General features: G+C 48.1%; 19 protein-coding genes and 1 pseudogene. 8 read left to right on the top strand and 12 right to left on the bottom strand.

Going from position 1 to position 19,076, the window contains the following annotated elements; translation table 11 throughout:
* The first annotated feature begins 25 nt into the window (after window positions 1–25).
* The gene (locus tag J7E78_RS02185) at window positions 26–886 is read left to right on the top strand and encodes an AraC family transcriptional regulator (RefSeq protein WP_215074723.1); all 861 of its coding nucleotides are present in this window, start codon (window positions 26–28) and stop codon (window positions 884–886) included.
* 145 nt (window positions 887–1,031) lie between these two features.
* Window positions 1,032–1,715: an S-layer homology domain-containing protein gene (locus J7E78_RS02180; protein WP_215074722.1), complete on the top strand. Its 684-nt coding sequence runs from the start codon at window positions 1,032–1,034 to the stop codon at window positions 1,713–1,715.
* Between the two features lie 186 nt (window positions 1,716–1,901).
* On the opposite strand, the gene J7E78_RS02175 is transcribed toward J7E78_RS02180, so the two are convergent.
* Complete coding sequence (locus J7E78_RS02175) at window positions 1,902–2,528, bottom strand: nitroreductase family protein (RefSeq protein WP_215074721.1); 627 nt, start codon at window positions 2,526–2,528, stop codon at window positions 1,902–1,904.
* Window positions 2,529–2,789: 261 nt separating this feature from the next.
* Window positions 2,790–3,254 (bottom strand): RrF2 family transcriptional regulator, encoded by a 465-nt coding sequence (locus tag J7E78_RS02170; protein ID WP_215074720.1) that lies wholly within the window; start codon window positions 3,252–3,254, stop codon window positions 2,790–2,792.
* Window positions 3,255–3,685: 431 nt separating this feature from the next.
* Between J7E78_RS02170 and J7E78_RS02165 the strand changes: the two genes are divergently transcribed.
* The 3 genes and pseudogenes from J7E78_RS02165 to J7E78_RS02160 all read left to right on the top strand — a co-directional run bounded on the left by J7E78_RS02165 (window position 3,686) and on the right by J7E78_RS02160 (window position 4,986).
* Window positions 3,686–4,417 carry an MBL fold metallo-hydrolase gene (locus J7E78_RS02165; protein WP_215074719.1) on the top strand — a complete coding sequence of 244 codons (732 nt, stop codon included), beginning with the start codon at window positions 3,686–3,688 and terminating at the stop codon, window positions 4,415–4,417.
* Window positions 4,414–4,542 (top strand): annotated as a pseudogene (locus J7E78_RS29785) (TetR family transcriptional regulator); the annotation flags it as partial. The gene J7E78_RS02165 and the pseudogene J7E78_RS29785, both read left to right, overlap by 4 nt.
* A gap of 51 nt (window positions 4,543–4,593) precedes the next feature.
* Window positions 4,594–4,986 (top strand): TetR-like C-terminal domain-containing protein, encoded by a 393-nt coding sequence (locus J7E78_RS02160; protein ID WP_311516907.1) that lies wholly within the window; start codon window positions 4,594–4,596, stop codon window positions 4,984–4,986.
* Between the two features lie 607 nt (window positions 4,987–5,593).
* Here J7E78_RS02160 and J7E78_RS02155 read toward each other — a convergent pair.
* Window positions 5,594–6,724, bottom strand: a complete 1,131-nt coding sequence (locus J7E78_RS02155; RefSeq protein WP_215074717.1) for a hypothetical protein — start codon at window positions 6,722–6,724, stop codon at window positions 5,594–5,596.
* A gap of 70 nt (window positions 6,725–6,794) precedes the next feature.
* Window positions 6,795–7,007 carry a hypothetical protein gene (locus tag J7E78_RS02150; RefSeq protein ID WP_215074716.1) on the bottom strand — a complete coding sequence of 71 codons (213 nt, stop codon included), beginning with the start codon at window positions 7,005–7,007 and terminating at the stop codon, window positions 6,795–6,797.
* Window positions 7,008–7,224: 217 nt separating this feature from the next.
* Between J7E78_RS02150 and J7E78_RS02145 the strand changes: the two genes are divergently transcribed.
* The gene (locus tag J7E78_RS02145) at window positions 7,225–7,710 is read left to right on the top strand and encodes a CcdC family protein (RefSeq protein WP_215074715.1); all 486 of its coding nucleotides are present in this window, start codon (window positions 7,225–7,227) and stop codon (window positions 7,708–7,710) included.
* Between the two features lie 120 nt (window positions 7,711–7,830).
* Here J7E78_RS02145 and J7E78_RS02140 read toward each other — a convergent pair whose 3' ends face one another.
* Both J7E78_RS02140 and map read right to left on the bottom strand, forming a co-directional pair.
* On the bottom strand, window positions 7,831–8,844 hold the full coding sequence (locus J7E78_RS02140) for an NADP-dependent oxidoreductase (protein ID WP_215074714.1): 1,014 nt from the start codon (window positions 8,842–8,844) through the stop codon (window positions 7,831–7,833).
* Window positions 8,845–9,018: 174 nt separating this feature from the next.
* Window positions 9,019–9,765 carry a type I methionyl aminopeptidase gene (gene map / locus J7E78_RS02135; RefSeq protein WP_215074713.1) on the bottom strand — a complete coding sequence of 249 codons (747 nt, stop codon included), beginning with the start codon at window positions 9,763–9,765 and terminating at the stop codon, window positions 9,019–9,021.
* Window positions 9,766–9,972: 207 nt separating this feature from the next.
* Here map and J7E78_RS02130 point away from each other — a divergent pair, with 207 nt between their 5' ends.
* Window positions 9,973–10,182 carry a hypothetical protein gene (locus tag J7E78_RS02130; RefSeq protein WP_215074712.1) on the top strand — a complete coding sequence of 70 codons (210 nt, stop codon included), beginning with the start codon at window positions 9,973–9,975 and terminating at the stop codon, window positions 10,180–10,182.
* 214 nt (window positions 10,183–10,396) lie between these two features.
* On the opposite strand, the gene J7E78_RS02125 is transcribed toward J7E78_RS02130, so the two are convergent.
* Together J7E78_RS02125 and J7E78_RS02120 are read right to left on the bottom strand one after the other, a co-directional pair.
* On the bottom strand, window positions 10,397–11,290 hold the full coding sequence (locus J7E78_RS02125) for a serine/threonine protein kinase (protein ID WP_215074711.1): 894 nt from the start codon (window positions 11,288–11,290) through the stop codon (window positions 10,397–10,399).
* Window positions 11,291–11,353: 63 nt separating this feature from the next.
* Window positions 11,354–12,040 (bottom strand): hypothetical protein, encoded by a 687-nt coding sequence (locus J7E78_RS02120; RefSeq protein ID WP_215074710.1) that lies wholly within the window; start codon window positions 12,038–12,040, stop codon window positions 11,354–11,356.
* Window positions 12,041–12,586: 546 nt separating this feature from the next.
* Between J7E78_RS02120 and J7E78_RS02115 the strand changes: the two genes are divergently transcribed.
* Complete coding sequence (locus J7E78_RS02115) at window positions 12,587–13,540, top strand: L-lactate dehydrogenase (protein WP_215074709.1); 954 nt, start codon at window positions 12,587–12,589, stop codon at window positions 13,538–13,540.
* A 132-nt stretch (window positions 13,541–13,672) separates the two neighbouring features.
* On the opposite strand, the gene J7E78_RS02110 is transcribed toward J7E78_RS02115, so the two are convergent.
* The 4 genes from J7E78_RS02110 to J7E78_RS02095 all read right to left on the bottom strand — a co-directional run bounded on the left by J7E78_RS02110 (window position 13,673) and on the right by J7E78_RS02095 (window position 19,036).
* Window positions 13,673–16,381: a PAS domain S-box protein gene (locus J7E78_RS02110; protein WP_215074708.1), complete on the bottom strand. Its 2,709-nt coding sequence runs from the start codon at window positions 16,379–16,381 to the stop codon at window positions 13,673–13,675.
* A 291-nt stretch (window positions 16,382–16,672) separates the two neighbouring features.
* Entirely contained in the window at window positions 16,673–17,407 is a 735-nt protein-coding gene (locus J7E78_RS02105) for an ABC transporter permease (RefSeq protein ID WP_215074707.1), read from the bottom strand.
* A gap of 1 nt (window position 17,408) precedes the next feature.
* Window positions 17,409–18,125 carry an ABC transporter permease gene (locus J7E78_RS02100; RefSeq protein WP_215074706.1) on the bottom strand — a complete coding sequence of 239 codons (717 nt, stop codon included), beginning with the start codon at window positions 18,123–18,125 and terminating at the stop codon, window positions 17,409–17,411.
* The gene (locus tag J7E78_RS02095) at window positions 18,122–19,036 is read right to left on the bottom strand and encodes an ABC transporter ATP-binding protein (protein ID WP_215074705.1); all 915 of its coding nucleotides are present in this window, start codon (window positions 19,034–19,036) and stop codon (window positions 18,122–18,124) included. Before J7E78_RS02095 ends, J7E78_RS02100 begins: the two co-directional genes overlap by 4 nt.
* Window positions 19,037–19,076: the final 40 nt, after the last annotated feature.

Here is a 19,076-nt window from a genome sequence, read left to right as displayed (position 1 = left end):
ACTTCGTAAATCTGACGGATTTCGTATGCAAAAACTCATTGTGCTTCCGGACCCGCTGCTGCAAGAAGCCGCAGCTTATCCAGTCACGTCCGGGTTATACGTTACGGATATCGGTTACTTTCACGAAGCAGAACATCATTACCGTGATCGCCCCGATGGTTGTGAATCACACATTCTGATGTACTGTGTCCAAGGCACAGGCTGGTATACGATGGATGGCAGTAAGCCATATGATGTCAGCTCGGGAAACCTCGTCATATTACCCGCTCATGTCCCTCATGTGTATGGTGCCAACGCAACTGAACCATGGAGCATCTTCTGGATTCATCTGCGCGGGGAGCACGCTTTATCCTACATCGAACCCTTGTTAACTCATCATATTACTACCATGCCACCAGCCAAGGCGCAAAAATGGCTTGAGCTGTTTCATGAATGTTACGGCGCGTTAGAGACGGGTTACTCCATGCAGACGATGACATATGCCTCCCAGATTATTGGTTATATGCTTGGCATGCTCGCTTATGGACCGGAAACGACAGGAACAGATGGCGGGATCGTGAGCAGCAAACGTGCGGCTGAACAATCCGTTCAATATATGCTGGAGCACCTGGAGAATGGAATCACCCTCAAGGAACTGGCGGCACACGCGAGGCTGTCTGTCCCTCATTACTCTCAGTTATTCAAGCAAGCTACGGGGCATTCGCCCATCGATTATTTCCTGCGGCTCAAGATTCAGCATTCCTGCCGTTATCTGGATTTTACCGATTGGACCGTGAAGCAGATCAGTTCCGAGCTTGGATTCAAGGACCCATACTACTTCTCCCGTCTGTTCAGCAAAATGATGGGACGTTCACCCACGGATTATCGAAATAAATCCAAAGGTTAACGGCAGTGCCCTCTCTTAGCCCTATCTGAATGATTATGAATTCAGTTGGAAAATTGCAGCAACCTTTTGAACGGAAGGGTCGTCTATAGGGGCAAATAACTTTTATATAAAGGGATCATCCCTGGAAAAGTGAGGCGAACCTATCATGAAAAAAAATATACTTGCTACATTAACTGCGGGAGCTCTGCTCACGCTGTCTCTAAGTGCAGGCCCGATTAACGCAGCGCAGGCCCAATTTACGGATATTCAAGGTATCGCAGGAGCAGACAAAATCGAATCTCTCCATCAGGATGGATTCATCAAAGGCGTGAGCGACAGCTTGTTCAAGCCTGAACTGGAGTTAAATACCGCTCAGGGCATTCAACTGATTGCGGACGGACTGAATCTGAATCTGGACACCATTCGTTTTATCAAAATGCCAGTGCCAAGTGACCACTTCGCCAATGTAAAAGATGGCGTATGGTACAGTGATGCATTTATCCGCGCTCAATATAATGGCATTCAGATGCCACCGGATATCGATCCGTCCAAACCGCTTACTCGTGAACAATTCACACTGTTCCTGATGCAGGGCATTGAAGCCAAAGGCGGTCTGCCGATGATTAATATCAAACCTGTGGACATTACCGACGAACAGGAACTTACGCCAGAGTATCAAGGTGCCATTCAGCGTTCACTCGTTCTCAAGATCAATGAACTGGATGCCGACGGAAACTTCAATCCCAAACAAACGATTACTCGCGCTGAAGCAGCAGTGATGATGTATAACGCAATCGAGTACATGGAATCGTTCCATGCACCACAAATCCCGGAAACACCTGAAAAGTAATCATTTCCTTGGTGGAAGCTACGAACTCACTTTAGTGTTGAATCTGATCTATTGGAGTCCCAATGAATGGCCTTTTACACACAAACTCCAATATGGCAAACAGCCGCACCTTCCCTCAACAGGAAAGTGCGGCCGTTTGTATTATACCTATATCACTGATGCAATCATCAGATTTACCTTTTTAACTTAGAAAGAACCTTTAACAACGACCTCAGACAACGGTAAACGTCCTGACGGGCGAGCTGGCTGTGCAGCTTTACCTACAGTAATCAACAACGTTGGCACAAATCGTGCAGGAATGTTGAATGTTTCGATCAGTTTTTGTGGATTATATCCACCGATTGGACATGTATCGTAACCCAGGGAGCGTGCAGCAAGCATAATATTTTGGGAAGCAAAAGATGCATTACGGATCGCTTCATCGCGAGCGATTTGCGGGCTTTGGTAAGCACCGTTGATCTGTTTAACCAATGCGTCACGAACCTCAGCAGTCAGTGCGCCTGCTTCAACAGCTTGATCGTAGATTACGGTGTTACGGTTTGCTTCCAAATCTCCGAGAACAGCAATCGTAACTGAACTTTCGACGATCTGACTTTGACCATAAGCAACTGGCAGCAATTTCGCTTTGTCTGCTTCGGATTCAATCACGAGGAATCTCCAGTGTTGCAGGTTCCATGAAGATGGTGCTTCTGCAGCCGCTGTCAAGATCGCGTTCAGGTCCGCTTCAGGCAATTCAAAACCTTTTTCGTACTTTTTGACAGCATGGCGCTCGCTAATAACACGAAGTGTTTCATTTTTTTCAATGCCTGACATGTGTTCCACTCCCCAGAATCTAATTTGTTTATACTTCTTTACTTTCGCAAGGTGAAATTGATGTATACTCTACCAAGGATTTGCCTTCCGAAAATAACATCAGCGCAGACGATCTCTCCCCATCTGTGTTCACGTTATGCCCGGAATCGCCTGAGAACATTAATGGATCTTTCACCGGAGCATACGCCAGTACCATAATTTGTCCACCATGCCTGACTAAACCATGGCCATGTCATGAAGGACCATTCGTTGTGGACTCCGTCAGGACTTCTCCTTTGCAGGCAATCCATTGAGCGACAGGGTTATCGCCTCCCCATGACCTATGCGCTCTTTCACATCCTGAATGGAGATACGATCAAAATAAGCGCTGAGCGCCTCTTCGCCTCCATTATATATGTTCCCCATCACATCCTGCATATTGGAAGATACCACGCACGATGAACCGGATTCCCCTGAGCACCAGTTGGGACCAAGTGAACCACCAGCTACCAGTCTATATAATTCTCCGAGCTTGATCTCTTCACTTGGACGGCTAAGCAAGTACCCACCATGAGCACCTTCCTTGGTCGTCAGGTAACCATGCTTGCGCAGAACACTAAGTACCTTACGGACTCTGGCCGGGTGTGTACCCACACTCTGGGACAAATCTTCACTATTGGCCATACATTCATTTTTCATCGACAGAAAAACAAGACAATGCACCGCTATGGTAAATTCACTGTTCATCACTTACTCCCTTCCCGGCTTACAACACCGATGAACTCCAACTCAAGGTAAGTATAACTGTCATTATATGAATAACAGTTATGTTTGTCAACTTTCACCCAGCATGGAGATCAAACGTGATATTTCCTGTTATACCAATACTTACAGCTTATCAACACAATTAAGCTAGGATTAACATCCCGTCTTCATTTTAATCTAAAAAAGACAAAAAAGTGAGCCTTCCGCTACGCGAAGGGCTCCAATAAGATAGACATATGAAAGGGCTTACGTGATTATTATAATCGGTAATCTCCGATTTGAAAACGCTTTTTTTGTAAAGTGCATCATTATTTTAATTTTTTTTTATTTAAATAAAATGAACAACAGGTATTGCTAAAACTAATCCCATTAGTTATTATACTAATATCATTAGTTTTAAGGAGGGTTTAACAATGCGTATTACCCGAGAATTTGATGTCGTTCAAGTTACGTTTTTCCCAAGACTCTTCCCTGTGAACGTATACCTGGTTGAAGAGGAAGATGGATTAACCCTGATTGATGCCGGAATGCCATTCAGTCTTAAGGGGATTTTGGCAGCTGCCCAGTCCCTTGGGAAGCCCATTACCAAAATCATTCTGACTCACGCTCATAGCGACCATATTGGTGCGTTGGATCGTCTCAAAGAGGCACTGCCCCAAGCCGAGGTTTTCATCTCCAGACGAGATGCACGGCTATTGGCGGGTGATACTTCCCTTCTTCCCGGTGAGCCTCAAACCCCGGTACGCGGCGGCGTGCCCAAGCCCAAAGCGGTGCACACCCAGCCCAACCACTTGCTGGATGACGGTGACCATATTGGTTCACTGGTCGCCATTGCCTCACCAGGACATACGCCGGGACATATGTCCTTCATGGATACGCGCAGCCGCGTGCTCATCGCTGGCGACGCGTACCAGCTGCACGGCGGCCTTGCCGTATCCGGCCGCATGCGCCCGCTCTTCCCGTTCCCCGCGCTGGCGACGTGGAACCGCGAAGCGGCTCTGGCCAGCGCGAAGCGCCTGGCCGAGCTGGAAGCGTCCGTGCTGGCTGTAGGCCACGGACGGATGCTGCGCCAGCCCGCGGCCGCTATGCGCGCGGCAACCGCTGATGCACAGCAGCGGTTTGATCTTGCCGGGGGGCAACGATGAGCCCCCGGCAAGGGCTGGATCGCGGCGCTCTGCTCAGCGCCGCCGCCCAGCTTGCTGACAGCGACGGCTTTCAGGCGCTGACACTGGCCGCGTTGGCACAGCGGCTGGATGTGCGCTCACCGTCGCTCTACAACCACATCAGCGGACTTCCCGGGCTTCGCCAGGAAATGGCGCTGATGTCCGTACAACAGCTTAGCCGCGCATTAACCACGGCTACAGCTGACCGCACAGGCGATGATGCCATTCAGGCCATCGCTGCAGCATACATTGGCTTCGTCCGTGAGCACCCCGGGCTGTACGAAGCCTCATTTCATGCCCCGGACCCCGAGGAGCCACAGCTCGCCGCGGCCAGCACAGCTACGCTGGAGTTACTGCTGCACAGCTTGCAGCCCTACCCGCTGACCGAAGCGGAAGCATTGCATGCCGTTCGTGGTTTGCGCAGTCTCTGCCATGGATTTGCCTCCATTGAGGCACAAGGCGGCTTCGGCATGAACTTTGATCCGGACGAAAGTCTGCGTCTGACCGTATCCGCCTTCCTCCACGGACTCCGGCATCTTCAGCAGGACTAGTAAGGCACGCATTGCATCATGAAAAAAGGACTGCATAGGATCTGCAGTCCTTTTTACGTTACCTCTCCACATCGGTGCCCTCTGACCAAAATCTAACGAACCGAGGACACGCTATAACGCCAATTAGAGCGAATTACAACAACTAACGAACTCCACACGTCCAGACACACATTGTGTTATGGAGTCTAGATACGCAGCGAGCGTAAAGTGATGCGATGCCATTTGCAATGATTATGCGGATACAAATCTAGATATGTAGCTTACTCTAATCGTAATGCACATGGTAGTACATGTTTTATTACCATTCATGTATAGATCACGCTACAGTTAAGTGCACACATTGGGGATTCTCGATACGGAGCTTACCTTGGTAGTGATGCACACTTTAGTACTTTTTTTAATACGTGTTCTAATACGAATCATTTTATAGATCACACCACATGTACGCCGCAGTGCGATGATTAAAGTTGAGGATCTAGCTACAACTCCCATTGTTCATGGTGGTAAGAGTCTGAAACGTATTCAATCTACCCAGTCCCATTTCACCTGGCAATCTGCTCCTTACTTGATCCTCCCTGGTCCATCGAGTCGGTTCTCGATAGCATGTCTATGGCCATTGCTGCCGTCCATCCTGCACTTCATTCAAAATATGCTTCATCACAGGCACGTACACCTTCCAGTAGAACATGTCCGGAATATCTTTCTGATCGGGCGTAAGCTTGGACCGGACGACCTCCCATCCCCGGATTCGGCGCCAGAAGGAATAATGCTTCATCTCTCCAAAGGACCCTGCGATGTAATACGACCGATTATAGTCGTCATATCGGACAAGTGCAGCAAATTCCGCGGGAATTCCTGCATCCACCAGTTTCTGCTCACCTGTTTCCGTCAAATCCGTCTTATACCAAGCCAATATGGAATCCTGCTGTTGCGGCAGAATGATATCGAACCAGGCACTGTAATGTATATCCTGGGTTATGCCACTCCAATCCCTGCCTTCCTGTGTGAATGCAACCTGTACATTTCCTGTCTTTACATCCGGGCCTTTCTCCAGCACTATGACCTGCCCATCTACATGAACTAGCAGAATACCAGCTCCGGAATAAGGCCACTTCCTCTTCTCCCGCTGCTCATAATTCGCCCGAACCCACCGGGGGACTTCTTCCATACTTTGCAGATTAGATACCGATTTCCCCTGCCATCCACTGCTGTCCACACCCAAGATGGGGTATAGTTGCTCTCTTGTCATCTTGGAAGCCGTATTCGCCAATGCACTGTATTCGGCAACAATCGTTACGCCTTTATACGCAGCCTCGCGAATCTTCTGCACATCATATATTGTTAATCCTTCATAGATTTCGTCTTGCTTCCGTTCATTCTTGTGTGCAGACAGACTACTCCGATTTGCCGTCAGATAGATCAGGTCCGTGTCCGTCACCTCATCAGGCAGCATTCGTTTCATCCGAGGAAGCCCGTCCTGAAGATCATAGCCGTAATAATCCTCTTCATAGGAATAGTGTTCCCCTGTATGCTGTACGATCTTCTGCTGATTCAAAAGCCAGACCAACCCCTTGTGCCCCTGATAGGACAAGTCCGGTCTGCTCTTGTCAATAATCATGATGTTCAGTGGAACAGGGGCCTGAGATTGCCACATAATCCAGGGGACAACCAGCACCACCGATACCACGGTAAAACAAGCCAGCGTCCACATCGTGGCTGGCCTGTAACTTTTTTTCATGAAGCGTATTCCTCCTTGCTCTGTTCCAAGGTATTGTCAGGATCGGTCGTTGGGTTACCCTAATCCATGTCTACTGTCCTTTTCCTCTGCCTTCCGCATCCCATAGCCTGCTCGCAAGCTGCATATACCAGCGGGTACGATGTGTGCGCAGCTGACGCCATGTACCGGGTACTTCTCCCCTGCAGATCGGATCGGGAATATATAATACCACTACGTTCCCGAGTTCGGTTCCTGTATGATGTGAGCCGATAAGCTTGATATACATCCATTGTTGTCCAATCATTGCATGATTTCCCCTTAATCGAATAAACAGCCTTACAACGGGCACAATAATACAAAATTTTCAAATACACCCTGTGAATACATATCGGGTATATGATACACTAAGCTTTCTATCGGCTTTCTGCGTTTGTGATATAATAGGAACTGAAAATTCCGGCAATTCGTACTGGGTTCCGGATCACCGGATAACATATTATTTCAGAAAGAGGGAGTTCTACGTGGCTCAAATCAGTCCGTACTACCTGCAAATCGGAGCAACCGTGGGCATGCTCGTCATGGCACTGCTTGCCATCTTCATCCGCTTGAAAGCCAGTCACAGACCGGTGACCATTCGTAAAATCCTTATTCCGCCGCTCGGCATGAGCACAGGATTTCTTATGTTTGTTGTACCGGAGACACATGTTCCTCTACTCTGGGCATTCATTGCGTTTCTGGTGGGCTGGTTCCTCTTCTCCTATCCCCTCATTCGCAGTACACAGTTTGAACGAGTAGGTGAAGAAATTTTTGCCACACGTTCTCGCAGCTTTGCTTTTATCTTGCTTGGATTGCTGGCCGTACGCCTGATCCTGCATGAAGTCATTCAGCGATATGTAAGCATTCCGCAAACAGGCGGATTGTTCTTCCTGCTGGCTTTTGGCATGATTGTACGCTGGCGTGTATATATGTACAAACACTACAAAGAAGTGCTGGTCGCCGAACACTAGTCACCCTACATAGACCACGCACAGATTTACAGATAAAAAAGACACGTTCTGCTGCACCATCGGTGTGCAGAACGTGTCTTTTCATTTTCAACCTAATTGTACATGTAAACCATTCGATATCTATTCAGGATCTGCAACCTTAACCAGTTGCTTGCCCAGATTATCTCCCGAGAAGAGGCCCATGAATGCTTCCGGCGTCTGTTCGAACCCGTCCACAATGTTTTCTTCATACTGGATATGACCTTCCTTGATCCATTTCGCCAACTTGGCGCGGCCTTCCTTGAAGGATTTGGTGTAGTCACCCAGCAGGAAACCTTTCATTAATGCTGTGTTCGTTAACAGCAACGTCTGTGGCCGCATCCCGATATCCGGTTTCTCCAGATTATAGGACGAGATCTGACCGCATAACGGAATACGTGCATTCCGATTGATGTGGCGCAAGACTGCATCCGAGATGTCGCCGCCCACATTGTCAAAGTAGACATCTACGCCATCGGGGCAAGCCCGTTCAATGGCCGCTGACATATCCTGCTCCTTCTTGTAGTTCAACACCACGTCGAAGCCCAGCTTTTCTTTCAAATAAGCGCATTTCTCATCAGAGCCTGCAATACCAACCACACGTGCTCCCACAATTTTACCAATCTGACCTGCAATCATGCCTACCGCTCCGGCTGCTCCCGATACAACGACCGTCTCGCCGTCTTTGGGTTTACCGATGTCTTCCATACCAAAATAAGCCGTTAGACCCGTCAGGCCCAGCGCACCCAGGTAAGCCGTGATTGGTGCTTCTTCCGTATCGATCAGCGAAAGATCAGTCGTATTCACTGCAGCATATTGCTGCCAGCCCCACATACCGGACACGAGATCTCCTTTGCGCAGATTGGGTTCCGAAGATTCCACAACCTGTCCAATAGCTCCACCCTTGATCACTTCATTTAACGCGTAAGGTGCAGCGTAAGATTTTGTATCTTTCATGCGGCCCCGCATGTACGGGTCAACCGACAAATATAATGTACGTACCAGGACCTGCCCAGCGTCCGGTTCAGGAAGGGGTGCATCGATGAAGTTGAAATTCTCTCTGGAAGGGGCACCTTCGGGACGAGACGCAAGTACGATCTGTTTATTTAAAGACACCAAAATTACCTCCTTGTTGCCAAGTGGACGCAAGGTTAACCCTTGTCAGCTGAAATCACTTACCACTGGCTCTGTGTTATCACTTCTTAATAGTTTAAACCGAAACAGGCGGATCACAAACGTGGGCCGCCATGAAATATGCAAATATCGTCACATTGTAGCTGCATTTGGCTATTATTGTGCTGTCAAAATCACTGGACCATCCGCCGTAATCGCAATCGTATGTTCATACTGGGCAGACAGACTTCCATCCATAGTACGAGCAGTCCATCCATCTGAATCCAGCTTACTTCGGAACGTACCAATATTCAGCATCGGTTCGATCGTAATAACCATGCCTTCCTTCAGACGCGGACCCCGATGAGGCGGACCGTAGTGAGGGACTTGTGGTTCCTCATGCATCTTCTCACCAATGCCGTGCCCGATAAACTCACGCACAACCGATAGGCCTTCACCTTCTGCATACACTTGAATCGCATTGGAGATATCACCGATCCGGTTGCCCACAACGGCAAGTTCAATGCCTTTGTACAGAGAGTTTTTGGTTACATCCAGCAGATGTTGTGCTTCCGGAGTCACTTCACCTACGGGATATGACCAGGCCGAATCCGCCAGCCAGCCATTCAGATTAACCACCATGTCGATTGTGACGATATCGCCGTCTTTGAGTGCATATTTTCCCGGAAACCCGTGACAGATCACATCATTAACCGACGCACATGTCGCATATTGGTATCCGTTATATCCCTTTTGTTCCGGCGTAGCGCCATTTTTCTTCATAAAAGCTTCTGCAAACTGGTCGATCTCCTGTGTCGTAATGCCTGGACGAATCATCTTTGCAATTTCTCTATGGCATGCGGCGAGAATTTCTCCGGCTTTTTTCATATATTCAATCTGTTCTTTGGTCTTCAATGTAATCATAATAACTACTCCTGTCCGTTAAAATCTTATCCTGTCCTCTATTGTAACGCTAAACGCTCAAAATAAAAAATTCCGTGCAATCAGCAACATCCTATTATACTCCTGGCTCCTGTCCAATGAATATACTTTTCCATAAAAAACTCGAAACCCCTACAGATCTGGCCACGTATATGCTTAAAACAGTTGAAGTCGAAAGGGTGAAAGCTCATGTTCAAAAAGATTATCGGCAAACTTATCGATTCCAAATCTTCATCTCACCGCAAACGTTACAGTTCCTCGGACAGGCGCTCATATAAACGTCACAGCAGTTCCTCAGGCAAGCGTTCCTACAAGCGCTATTCTTCTTCGGATGTGAAATACCGGGATAACCGCAGTGGCTCCGGGTATTACAAAAACAGAAAATACAGCTCCAGCTAAGCTGCTTTCACAACTGCTTTCAAAGAGCAATGATCACACCAGCTTATTGGATGCTACAATAAATGAATATATATAAAGGGGTGTCCGGTAGCCATACACACGGCTAACAGAACACCCCTCTACTGTTTTTATATAGCAAAAAGGAAAAAGACCCCTACAGATATCATACGAAGAGGTCACGGATAACAAATGCAGGTCCGCCCATAGAACTTATTCATCTCACCTTCATCAACACACGTTCCATCTCTGCCCGTAACTCCATTGCTCCGCCTTCATAACCCGGACGAAGTCCCAGGAGTCGCTCCAGCATCTGGTGCAATTCCGGTGTAAGCTTCAGTTCCTCCTGCCAGCTGGCGGGTTCACGGCCCTTCTCTGGCTCATAAGCCGAATACAGCATAAAGAGAAGAAAGTGGCCAATATCCTGCAGATCATGATCCGGTGTAGCCGGTTCATCTTCAGGCTCAGGGATTTCACGCATACGTCGCTTTAGCTCCGGCAACAACGGCTCCCCCAAGCGTCTCGCCAGGCCAAAGTCAATTAGATGCACCATCCCTTCACGTAAAATAACATTGGGAATCCGCACATCTCCATGAATATATCCCTGCTCATGCACATGAGCCACCGGAGCCAGCAGTTGACCTGCCAATTGCAGACATTCCCGCTCCGTATATCGAAGACCTTGCTCAAATATGCAATCTTCCAGCGTCTGTCCACGAATATACTCGGTAACGATATAACTTCGTCTCCCGGATGTGAACACATCCAATAGATCAGGGATCGCCGGATGATGAAGACGGTTCATCACGTCCGCCTCCCGCTCCAACAGGTGCGCAGAGAGTCTGCCCTTGCTAGGCTTGGACTCCTTCAACGCCACTTCCCTGCCGTTCTGGTCATCTGTACACAGGTATGTCAGCCCATAGCTCCCCATACCCAGCAATTCCTGTATTGTATAACGCTCGGCAATGGTCGTGCCTTCCCGCCGAGGACGATCCGTCCATAGTCCGAGCAATCTTTGAAAGCTTCGTCGCAGCTCCACAGATCCTCCCACGCCAGCTTCCCGATCAACCCGGTCCGGTTCTATACCGAGCGATCCATTGCCAGTCTTCATGTTGTATGGAGCTTATTATATCAGGCCGCTACTGCAAAATCACGAGGGGCAAGAGCCTGTCGCTCAAGCTTCCTTATGCTTCTTGGGCAGTAGTCCAAACAACATGCGCAGCGATACGCCTTTTGGTTTGCGTTTTCTTCCCTGAAAGTTTCGCAGATTGGTCACGAGTTCGCGATCCCGCTCTTCCTCCAGCTTCTCGTTCATCCATAGACGCTGTTTCTCCATCTGTTCCTGAAGAACCATGTATGTCTCTGCCAGATGCTGAAGGGTCAATTCCAGTTCATCGACTCGCTGTTGCAGTAGCTGTACCCGATCATCCTGCTGTTGTTCTACAGCACCATAAGTCACCTCACTTACCAGTTGTCCCAGACCCTGATAGGATCTCAGGTTCCCGATTGATTCCGCGCCCTCAGGATATGTTGATGACATCGATGTCGCTGCACATTCAGGCGCTGACAGACCTTCGATCCCCATCACCGGTACATCCACTTGTACTGCATCTACAGGTACTTCTGGAGCCAATACAGTCACCACAGCATCAGCAAGGGGCAGATTATGCTCTCTGAGTTCAGTCATCAGGCGTTCAATGCACTCGATGTCGTCGGACTTGAATAGTCTGGATTTGTTGGCGGAACGTTCGAACCGATATCCCTGCTCTTCCAGTGCCGCCGCATATTTACGAAGAGTACTGGCACCTATGCCCAGGCTCTTGGCCGTTTCCGTCGTTGCTCCTGCTTCTTCAATCATCATTAATTCCCTCCCGGAATGAAGTCTTTTGGAAATCAATTTCATAATACCTTTAGTGAGTTATGAAATTGATTCTTGGATAAAAACATTATGGCTTCAGCGTTCCTTTTTGGAACCGTCATCGGATCGGGGCAACCTGTCTCAGGGATCAAGTCTGTTTTATCTTTTGCTTGTTCGTATGTATTCGTCAACCTCTCGGTATATCCCTTTGGCGGTTTTGTTCTGTTTCTGCGGATTCCTAAGAACTTTTGTCAGGTATACGATTCGCATAAATCACCCTCAATCCGACAACGAGCATGAATGCTGTCATGTCGAATGATACAAGTGCAAACGCCGTCAAATCATATGATCATAAATTATTCATGTCAATTTTGTTAACTCCGTTGCTCCAATACGCTCCCGCGATAACGGATATCATTGCTGCACAGCTTTTCCATGTGTTATCTTATGTAACGTAGAAGTGCATTAAAGCATAAAACAAAGGACTATACTTAACATAGGATGCGTAAGTGACGAATCAATATCAAAGTAAATGGGGGCTGAACAGCAGTGTTAGGCAAATCAGGTAAAGTAGCGGTGATCGGGGCAGGTCTGGTCGGTTCGAGTTGTGCGTATTCCATGATTAATCAATCGATATGCAGGGAAATTATGATGGTGGACCGGACGTATGACCGTGCTGTAGCACAGGCGCTGGATTTTTCTCATTGTATGGACTTCACACATAACCGTACCAAAGTATATGCAGGAACGTACGCGGAATGCGGCAATATGGATGTTATTATCTTAACTGCCGGGGCGAATCCCAAGCCAGGACAGACAAGGCTGGATATTCTGGAGGAAGCGGAGTCGATTACCAAAGACATCGTGGTTCCGATCATGAACAGTGGATTTAACGGGATTTTTGTCGTCGCTGCCAATCCGGTTGACATAGTAACTTATATGGTATGGAAATTATCAGGCCTACCGCGTGAGCATGTCATCGGTACAGGAACGTCCATTGACTCTTCAAGGCTCAAAACACTGCTGTCTGAAGTCTTCTCCATTGATCCACGCAGTGTGCATGGTTATGCTCTCGGGGAGCATGGAGAATCCCAGTTCGTGGCCTGGTCGCATGTGACCATCGGTGGCAAACCGATTATGCACATTATGGATCAGCACAAGGAGCGTTTCAAACATCTGGATCTGGACGATATTGCACGCAAAACGAAGGATGCCGGATGGGAGATCTTTACCCGTAAAGGCTCCACTCAATTCGGAATCGGCAACGCCCTCGCACACATCACCCGTTCCATCCTCAATGACGAACATAAAATCATCGCCGTATCGGCTATTCTGGACGGAGAGTACGAGCAACACAACGTCTGCGTCGGTGTTCCCGCAATCATCGGTGGCAATGGTATTCAAGAAATTATCGAATTGAATCTGGATGCAACGGAACGTGAGAAATTCAACCATTCCTGTGAAATCCTATCAGGTAACATCAATCGTCTGACACTGGCATAACCCATTCGTATACAGCTCAACTTCATATGCTTCAGTTACTTCAATCGCTCTACGCAAACACGCCAATAACACTCCATCTGAGGAGGTCTATTGGCGTGTTTGCGTTGAATATTTTCACAGTTAGACTGTTGTTCAACTTGGGGCAAGCTGAGGTTCGTCCCTTGGTCCCCATTGCTGTAACACCCGCTTCAGCTCACTCAGCATAACCGGTTTGCTAATAAAGTCACGCATACCCCTTTCCAGACAAGCTTCCTTATCTTTACGTTTGGCCTTGCCTGTAACTGCAATGATTGGAGGTATGCGATCCTGTGGAATTAGGCGGTGTAACAGGTCTGTCGCCTTCAATCCATCCATCACAGGCATATAAATATCCATCAGGACAATATCATAAGCATTCTGAGAGATGGCATCAATCGCCTCCACGCCATTAGTACACACATCTGCATGGTACCCTAGCTTCTCCAGATATTCTCGCAGAATTTTCCGGTTCACCGGATGATCCTCCGCCACCAGAATACGCATGGCGACCTTATCACTCTGACGTGTACGATCATGATGGAACTGACTTGCTGTCTGTTCTGCTGAAGCATCTACACTCGCCGCAGGAATAGCAAACCGGAAGGTTGAGCCTTCCCCTTCTATACTCTCGACACGGATACTGCCTCCCATGATCTCCACGAGTCGCTTGGAGATGACCAGTCCCAGTCCGGTACCACCATACTTCCGGTTAATCACCGGGTGTAGTTGAGAGAAGGACTGAAACAACTGATCCAGCTTGTCAGCCGGGATGCCAATTCCCGTATCTTGCACTGCAAAATCAAGAACGCTGTCTTCAGGCTTTCCGCCCTTGATAATATCCACGGTAACATCAATACTTCCCTGATCTGTGAACTTGAGCGCATTGCCAACCAAGTTCACCAGAATCTGCTGGATACGTATCGCGTCACCGACCATGAACTCAGGGATGCTTGGATTGAGACGATACCTGATCTCCAGATGTTTTTCATCTGCACGCGGTTTAAACAGTTCGGCAACCTGTTCCAGCATCTTGCGTAATGCAAATGGTTCATAAGCCAGTGCCATTTTCCCGGATTCCAGCTTACTGAAGTCCAAAATATCATTAAGGATGTTCAGCAGAGCATCGCCGCTGTCTCGAATAATCTCGGCATACTCACGCTGTTCTTCCGATAAATCGGTACCGATCAACAATTCGGTCATCCCAACGATCCCGTTCATCGGTGTCCGGATCTCATGGCTAACCATCGACAGAAATTCTGACTTGGCCTGAGCTGCCAGCTCAGCTGTTTCTTTGGCACGTACAATTTCACGTTCGCCAGTCACATCATTAAACACAACCACCGCGCCCTGAATCTGTCCCTGTTCAATAATCGGCGTCACCTGATACTGCACCAGAAAGCTGCTGCCATCTTTACGCCAGAACACATCTTCCTTGATTGAACGTCTCTGTCCATCCAGCACGGTCATGTGGATCGGGCACTCTTCTTGTGGCAAATGACTTCCGTCCGCACGGGTGTGATGGATAATGGGATGTGAGTTTTTGCCAATGAATTCTTTCGCCTCATAACCAAACATCGAAGCTGCTGCAGGATTCATAAACATGGTGATTCCATCCGCATCCAAACCATATATTCCTTCCGTAACCGTGTTAAGAATCAGCTCATGTTGCTTGCTAAGCTCCTGAATCCGTTCCGTATATTCCTTGCGCTCGGTAATATCGGACACGATCCCATAGACGCCTACCATTTCCTTATCCACAATAATGGGCACATTCGTAACAGATACTTCAATCTTCCGACCACTTGAATTGACGATTCGGGTCTCATAATATTGCGGTTCGCCTTGCTTCACCATTTCAAAGTAATGCTTACCGTATTGCACTTCGCATTTATCCAGATTGGATAAAAAAGATTGACCAATAAGCTTATTGCGAGGGATATCCAGCATTTGCACCAGTTTGCTGTTCACTGCGCTGTATTTACCTTCCAGATTCAATGAATACACAGCTGCCGGGTTATGTTCGAACAACGATCTGTAACGCTGACGACTGTCTCGAAGACGTCTATCCGCATCCTTATGCTGGGTAATATCCCTGCTGATGCTTACAATCTGGACACTCTTGCCACGCTCTCCAGCCACAGGCTTCGCCAATGTCTCCATCCAGATATAATGTCCCTTCTTGTGCAACACACGCATCTTGCAGCCATTGCCGATCTTGGAAAGGTCCATCGGGTCCGGATAATCTCCCGGATAACAATAATCCTTGAAGGATTTTCCGGTAACTTCCTCGGGTTTATAACCCAGCAAGGTGTACACGGAAGGTGAGACGTATAACAACTCGCCATCTGTAGCACAGGTCGTAATCAGATCTTGGGCATGGTCAGCGAGCACCTGATATTTCTGCTGTGCTTCGTGGAGCTCACGTTCCACTTTCAGGATATCAGTAACATCTTTGGCAATGCCGTAGATGCCGACAACTTCCTCACTCTCTGTTATGGGCACATACGTTATCTCTGCCTGTTTCAGGGAACCATCTTTATGATAAAAAGTAATGGAATTACTGACTGAACGTCCAGCCAGTACTTCTTTAATATATTCTTTGCGTGAATTTTCACTGTCCGGAGGACAGATCTGATTCCGATTCATACGAATTAAGTCATCCAGTGTATGCCCTGACATCCGCTCTACTGAAGGATTAGCATCAATATAATTTCCATGGATATCCATCACATAAATGGCATCCGGGTGATTAAAAAACAATGATTGGTAAGAACTTCCCTCAGAAATAATGCGCTTCAGGGTTTCCGTTTTATTAACATCCAAGGCTTACCCCTCTTTTCTCAGCCAATTTCTTCATCTGAATAACAGGAATTAATAGTCCCGTAAAATTAGCCCTACCCTCGAATAACCATGTAAGCCTGCCTAGAAACAGCTTTCTTTTATTTTATCGAATTCTCTTTTCGTATTTACGTACAATCTATGATTCAATTCACATGATGTGTGGAGAAATCGTTGGAATTTGAAAAATCCCCCTGAAGCGCACATACAATAGAGCTTTGCATGTTATGCTTCAGAGGGTTTTGATCTACAATATCCAATTGTGTAACGGATTATTCAAATTTCTTTTTTCGCAAAATACATCATGCCGATTCCAATGAAAATGACAGCACTGCCTCCAACAACCGCCAGCATCGTTATCAGTGGCACGTTGTAGGCTCCGAAACCTCCGCCGTCTACGGGTGTCATCAGAATCATCGGTTGTGCCCATGGATAATACGGCCCATATGTCGCCGAGTTTACAATGAGAATATTCGGTATGGTCAGTGCAAAATTCAGTGCAAGCGGTGCGGCAAAGCTGCTCCAAACCAATGAAACGAACATCTGCAGGGCAGCCAAGGGTACACAGGCCAGCAACCCAAGCAGCAGTTTGCTCACCAAGAATCCCCAAGGTACTGGCATCGTAATGCCGTGAATCATGCCTGCCAGCAGAATGGACATCAGCAACAATACTTGCGTACCCGCCAGTAGCATGAGTACAATCGTCAGTTTGCCCGCATATACACCTGAACGTGTGAGTGGCAAAACCAGCATCTGCTTCCACCCTCCCCCTGCATGTTCGAAACGGCAGACAAAGGACGTAAACACACCGGTCAGCATCGGCAACAGGAGTAATCCGTGCAGGAAAACCATGGTGCCCATCAATACCTGCCAATTCCCCGATGGTGTGGACAACAATCCGATGAGCAGTGCAATGAGTGGACTCAGCAGAATCAGGAGCCATATGGGCGATTTGCCCATTTTCAACCGTTCAGCGGACAAAATCCGAAAATACGTTGTCGCAAAGCTCATATCAGGCCACATCCTTCCGGCTAAAGTGCACCATACCCAGCAACAGGATTAATAACCCCAGACCTGCCCCCATGCCTGCATACAGGTATGGATTAGGCCCATTCCAGGCCATCTGTGCCCATGCGAGCGGAAAGATCGGTGAGATACTGAGTGAGAACATACCCGTTATCGCGAGAACGATGCCCAAGGTGACGGGAAGCGCCTGATTCTTGTTAACCATGGTGAGCCACAACTCCAGTGACAACACCGGAAGTGCACCAGCCAAAGGCAATAGCCCCAGCTTGATCGCATGTGTCCAAGGTATTTCGCTGGCATGGAATCCGAGGATCAGACCCAGACCCACAATGCCTGCGGTTAACAGCAGGCAGGAGATCACCAGCAGCACACAAGCAAGCAGGAACTTGGCTAAATACACAGCTGGTCTGGGAATCGGCATCGCGAGTAACTGTTTCCACGAACCCTGTTCATGCTCGACATTAGCGATCATGGAGCTGAGAATGGTTGCTCCCAGCATCAGAGACAAGGGCACAAAGACAACCACATTGCTGAGCAACTCGCCCCACAGGTTATCGGCATACTGCTCTTTCAGATAGTCCAGCCGTAAGCCAAAATTAAGCGCCTGCATCGCTGTTAATCCAAGAGGGGCCAGAAAGACGAGAAACCAGATTCCTTTCCCCCGAATCTTGATCCAGTCCGACGATAACGCACGCCCGGTCATATGGAAGCCCCCTCACCAATGACTCGCATGAACAGATCTTCCAGCGACTGACGCTGTTCCTCTACACGATACACATCATGATCCTGCTCAATCAATCGGCGCACAAGCAGTGCAACCGAAGGGTTATCCATATAAGGGAACGTTAACACAGAACCTTGTTGCTGACCGAATTGTCCCTGTTCTCTCGCCAGCTTCATAGCCTCTTCCGGCTCGGAAACCGTTAACCGGATAGAACTGCCCGTCTGACTGTGCAGACTCGCGATGGTATCCTGAAGCACCATCTTGCCTTCACGGATAATACCAACACGACTTGCCATCTGTTCGACTTCACTCAGCAAGTGGCTGGAAACCAGAACGGTAATGCCATGTTCCAGAGGCATGCGTTTGATCAGCTCCCGAATCTCCTGAATGCCAGCTGGATCAAGCCCATTCGTTGGTTCGTCCAGAATCAGCAGCTCCGGTTCACCCAGCAAAGCGCTGGCAATACCCAGACGTTGCTTCATCCCAAGGGAATACCCCTTCACTGCACGTTTGGCATCCTTGGTCAGATCTACAATGGACAGTACTTCAGCAATTCTTGATTTTGGTACATTGATGATACGACGCAAAGTTTCCAGATTCTCTACTGCGTTCAGATGTCCGTAATAGGACGGGTATTCGACCAAGGAACCCACTCGTCGCAAAATATCCATGCGATCCTTGCGGATATCCTTGTCGAAGACACGGATTATGCCTTTGGTTGGTTTAATCAAGCCGAGAAGCATGCGAATCGTTGTTGTTTTGCCGGCACCATTGGGACCGAGGAAGCCGTAGATATCTCCCTTTTTAATATGCAGATCAAGTTCACGGACCGCTGCACGGTCCCGGTATGTTTTCCATAAATTCGCCGTTTGAATAATATTTTCACTCACTGTATGATCACCTCGGAACTATCGTAACCTTCCAAGGTTA

The organism is Paenibacillus polymyxa, from assembly GCF_018614975.1.
Lineage (GTDB): Bacteria > Bacillota > Bacilli > Paenibacillales > Paenibacillaceae > Paenibacillus > Paenibacillus polymyxa_E.
The sequence above is the reverse complement of the archived record's forward strand: the minus strand, read 5'-3'. Positions and strand labels throughout refer to the sequence as shown.